The 4,761-nt window shown below is 52.3% G+C and carries 3 protein-coding genes; 1 reads left to right on the forward strand and 2 read right to left on the reverse strand.

Features of this window, described 5'->3' with window-relative positions:
• Positions 1 to 340 precede the first annotated feature (340 nt).
• A complete protein-coding gene (locus AB1656_17470) occupies positions 341 to 1,783 on the reverse strand; it encodes a sulfatase (GenBank protein MEW6237175.1) in 1,443 nt (480 codons plus the stop codon).
• The gene (locus tag AB1656_17475; protein ID MEW6237176.1) at positions 1,698 to 2,306 is read right to left on the reverse strand and encodes a hypothetical protein; all 609 of its coding nucleotides are present in this window, start codon (positions 2,304 to 2,306) and stop codon (positions 1,698 to 1,700) included. Before AB1656_17475 ends, AB1656_17470 begins: the two co-directional genes overlap by 86 nt.
• Here AB1656_17475 and AB1656_17480 point away from each other — a divergent pair.
• Positions 2,290 to 4,203, forward strand: a complete 1,914-nt coding sequence (locus AB1656_17480; protein ID MEW6237177.1) for an MBL fold metallo-hydrolase — start codon at positions 2,290 to 2,292, stop codon at positions 4,201 to 4,203. The genes AB1656_17475 and AB1656_17480 overlap by 17 nt on opposite strands.
• Positions 4,204 to 4,761 lie beyond the last annotated feature (558 nt).

Genomic DNA, 4,761 nt, shown 5'->3' on the forward strand with positions numbered 1-4,761 from the left:
TAAATCAGCCGCATGGTTTTTTCCAGATTCTCCGCCGGATCGCCGCCGCAAGCCGTCTGAATCAAACCCGCGGTGAAATTCTTCTCCGCATTCATAAAAAGCCTTCCTCGAGCATCCTGCTTATCTCCTAAGAAAACATTTTTGTAAGTCATGTAAAATGTTCCCAAAAGGTTGGGTAGTAAGGGCAAACCGCCATCCCAGCCTTGAAAGGCTGGGCTATTTTCAAATGCCCCTTTAAAGGGGCAAACGATAATAGCCCGCCGTTTCAACGGCGGGGCGGCAGGGCTTTTCTTCCTGCAATCGCCGAGTGCCTTTCCTCGTTAGGGTGGTTCATCATTCATCATTTCCTTCTTCCCCCGGGGCCGTCCTTCTCGCGCGCGGGATCGTAATCGGGATTGATGGCGGGAAACTGGGCGTTGCATTTCCGCCGCCATTCCGCCAGCATGGCGTAGAGTTCCTGTGTTTTCTCCGGCATGATCTCCGCCAGGTTTTTCGTCTCGCCGATATCCTCCTTCAAATTATATAACTCCAACCGCCGCTCCTCGAAAAACTCGATCAGCCGCCAATCGCCTTTGCGAATGGCGGAATAAGGCGCCGCGCCGCCGGGATGATAATGCGGATAATGCCAATAGAGCGCTTCCCGCTTCAGCCCTCTCGTCCGCCGAAGTAAAGGCAAGAAACTTACGCCTTCCACGCTGCTATTCTCGTCCCGCGCTCCCGAAATTTCCCGGATGGCGGGATAAATATCGGCGCTGATGATTGGCTCTTCGCAGACGCTTCCTTGCTCGACCACGCCTGGCCACCTTACGATGGCGGGAACGCGTACGCCGCCTTCGTAAGCCGATCCCTTGCCCGCGCGCAGCGGCTTGTTGCTGGTGGAGCCAATGAGTCCGCCGTTGTCGCTGGTGAAAATTACGACGGTCTTATCGGCGATTTTCGCCTTTTCCAACGCCGTCATGACTTTGCCCACCGCTTCGTCCGTACATTGGATCATGGCGGCGTAGACGGAGTTCTTCTGATCGGCGTCTGGCTGAATTTTTGTTTTGTATTTTTCGATTAACTCCTTTTTTGCTTGCAAGGGAGTATGAACGGCGAAATGAGGCAAATAAAGGAAGAATGGCCGATTTTTATTTTCTTGGATGAATTTCACCGCCTCAACGCCCATGCGGTCGGTCAGATATTCGCCCTCCGGCCCGTCTGCGAGCGTAGGAATTTTATAAGGAGAAAAATACCCCGCGCGCGGTTGCCCTAGTTCCGTACCGGCGATATTGACGTCGAAACCCTGCTTATCGGGAAAGAAAGGCTCCGTTCCCAGATGCCATTTGCCGATGCTGCCGCAGACGTAGCCCAGCGGCTTGAGCATTTCGGCGATCGTCTTCTCCTGCAACGGCAATTCCTGGTTGAATTCCGGCACGCTCAGTTTGGCCCACGGACGCTTATGCCCGGCGATCCAATCTGTAAGGCGCAGCGTGGCGGGATATTTTCCCGTCAACAGACTCGCCCGCGTCGGCGAACAGACCGTACAGGCGGAATAAGCGTTGGTGAATTTCATCCCCTGCGCCGCCAGCCGGTCGATATTCGGCGTCTCGTAAAAATCGCTGCCAAAGCAATGCAGGTCGGTCCAGCCCATATCATCGATGAGAATCACAACAAAATTAAGTTTTTCCTGAGCGGACGCCGCCGCCGCGCCGGTCAGCTTAGTAAGCGCCGCAGCGCCCATCAAAGTTTTTCCCGTCCGCTTCATAAATTCTCTGCGATGGTGCAAAGCCGCTTCCATCATCATCGTATCCTTTCCTACCGTTCTCCCGCATCGATCTTAATAATTCATGTTTAGCATTTCTATCCCCTCGTTCTTTGGGATGATCTTTACCCGCAAGTCGAATGAAACGTCCACAAGCAGCGCCTAAACTTTTCTCTTGCCGAGTTTTCGAATTGCGAAACCACGAAAGGGCGCGAATTTCACGAATTTTTGGAATCGCGGATTTCAAGGATGATTTGGATTTCACGGAGAAAAACTTTTTTAAATGATGAATGATGAGCTCCCCTACTGAGGAAAGGCTCTCGGCGATTACAGAAAGAAAAGCCCTGCCGCCCCGCCGTTGAAACGGCGGATTAGTGTCGTTTGCCCCTTTAAAGGGGCATTTGAAAATAGCCCAGCCTTTCAAGGCTGGGATGTCGACTTGCCCTGCCGCCCCCGCCATGCCTATGCCGCCCGCTCCAGCGATGATTCCTAGAAATGATTGAAAAAATGATATAAAAAAAGAAATCCCATTCTTGGAGGAAACGCCCGTGAACAAAACTTGCATCCTGCTTCCCTTTTTGTTTATCGCTGCCATAAACAATTTCGCCGCCGAACCGGGAGGCGTAGAGACGATAAGCAGTTATCTCAACGTCTATCACGGCGCCGTCAACGGAGCGCGGATTCAGACTCCCGACGGCGTCGCGGTCATCTACGGCGATCCCTTGAAAACGATCGCCGAGGCGGACTATGTTCTCTTTACCCATAACCGGCGCGACCTCGTTTGGGCGGGAAGAAGCCTAGCCGCCAAAGGCGCAAAAGTCGTCGTTCCCAAAGCAGAAGCCAATATGTTTTCATATCCCGCCGCTTTCTGGAACGAATTCCCCCAAAAGCGCTTTCACGACTACGCCCAACAATCGACGAATATTTCGACGCAGCCGATCTCCGTCAGCCAAACCGCCTCCGAAGGCGGCGATCTGGTTCTTAAGGGACAAGCCTTCCGCGTCCTGGACGCGCCGGGATTTACGCGGGGCGCCGTCGCCTACTTATCGGAAATCGACGGGCGGAAAATCGCCTTCACCGGCGATTTAATCTACGGGGATGGCCGCATTTTCGATCTCTACAGCTTTCAAGACGCCATTCCCGAAGCCAAGATCGGAGGCTACCACGGCTATGCGGCGCGAATCGCCCAACTCATCGGCAGTCTGCGCAAGATCGCCGCGCAAAATCCCGAAATTCTCATCCCCGCTCGCGGCCCCGTCATCGGCGATCCCCCAGCCGCCATCGCTCGCTTGATCGATAAATTGCAGAAAGCCTACGCCAATTACCTTTCCATCTGCGCTCTGCGCTGGTATTTCGGCGACGATCATATCCTAACCTGCGCCGTCCGCGTTTTAGTCCCCTCGGCGAAAATCGACTGGATGCCGATGGCGGAAACCTTGAACGAACGCCCTCCGTCCTGGATCGTTCCCATCGATAATTCCCGCCTGATGATCGCAGCCGATCGTTCCGCTTTTCTCGTCGATTGCGGCGGCCAAAGCCAGATCGATAAGGTCAAACATATGCTCAAGGAAGGCGCCATTAAATCCTTGGATGGCGTATATATCACCCATTATCACGACGACCATACGGATCATATCAATGCGCTTGTGCAGGAATTCGGTTGTCCGGTTTATTGTTGCGCGGAATTGAAGGATATTTTAGAAAATCCCTCCGCCTACCGCCTGCCCTGCCTCACGCCCAACGCCATCCCCAATATCAAAGTTATGAAGGAAGGCGAAACCTTGTCATGGAAAGAGTTCATTTTCACTTTTTCCTTCTACCCCGGCCAGACGCTCTATCACGGCGGCCTGTTGGCGGAGAAAAACAACGGCGAAAAAATCTTCTTCATCGGCGATTCCTTCACCCCATCCGGCATCGACGATTATTGCCTGCTCAACCGCAATTTGCTCCATCCGGGAACGGGATATTTCTATTGCCTGGACGTCCTGAAAAAAATGAAGCCGGATTATCTGCTCATCAACGAGCATGTGGTTCCCACCTTCCGATACTCTCAAAACCAATTGGACCGCATGATTCGAACCCTGCAAGAACGAGTGGAGATTCTACGCGATCTCTTCCCTTGGGACGATCCCAATTTCGGAATTGACGAACAATGGGCGCGATTCTACCCCTACGGCTCGACCGTGAAAAAGGGAGAAACCCTGCGGCTCGAACTTCGGATCATGAATCATTCCCCCGATCCGCAATCCTTCATGATTCGCCTGAATCTTCCTCCCGATTGGAGCGCAGAGCCGCAAACCGCCGTTATAGACATCCCCTCCCGCCAGGAAGATAAAGCGGCATTCACCATCCCGCTTCCATCAAGCGCTCAACCGGGAACGCACGTCGTAACCGCCGACGTACTATTCGGCGAATGGGAATTGCGCGAATGGCGCGAGGCGATTATCTCCGTAGAACCGTAGATGGCGTGGAAAAGGAAGCAACGATCCTTACTTGCGTCGATTACAGGCGATAAAGCGGCTTATATTAAGAATCGAGGATTCGATAGAGAGTATTATGATAAATCATGTTACGCATGAGAATACGTTGGAGAAGTCAATTATGATCGTCGCGTCGAATCGCGAAAACGCGAAATAAAAAAGAAAAACACAAAAAAAACGGAAAAACAGTTGGAGTAAGGAATCGCGCCATGAACAGGATTTTTCCGTGATATCCAATAGAATCCGTGAAATCCGTGATTCGAAAATTTCGTGGAATTCGAGCCTTTTCGTGTTTTCGTGATTCAATACGCTAAGCAAAATTACTCCCTCATATTTTTATTGCGCGTAACATGAGTGAGTTACTAATCACTAATCACTCATCGCTATTTTCAGATCAATCCACCCCCCGATTGGTCAACATAATATCGCCCCGGCTGCTGAGACCATTGGTAGGGGCGTATTTGCTGCCCCTGGCGTTGGAGATGTCGTCGGTCCACGATTTGCCGTACCAAGCCTGATCGGGACCGATGCCGCCCAAGG

Source organism: Candidatus Omnitrophota bacterium, assembly GCA_040755155.1.
GTDB lineage: Bacteria > Hinthialibacterota > Hinthialibacteria > Hinthialibacterales > Hinthialibacteraceae > JBFMBP01.

What these genes read in the sequence shown, in the direction of transcription:
- AB1656_17470 (MEW6237175.1), bottom strand. Translation starts at nt 1,783, where the DNA reads ATGATGATGGAAGCGGCTTTGCACCATCGCAGAGAATTTATGAAGCGG.
- AB1656_17475 (MEW6237176.1), bottom strand. Translation starts at nt 2,306, where the DNA reads ATGCAAGTTTTGTTCACGGGCGTTTCCTCCAAGAATGGGATTTCTTTT.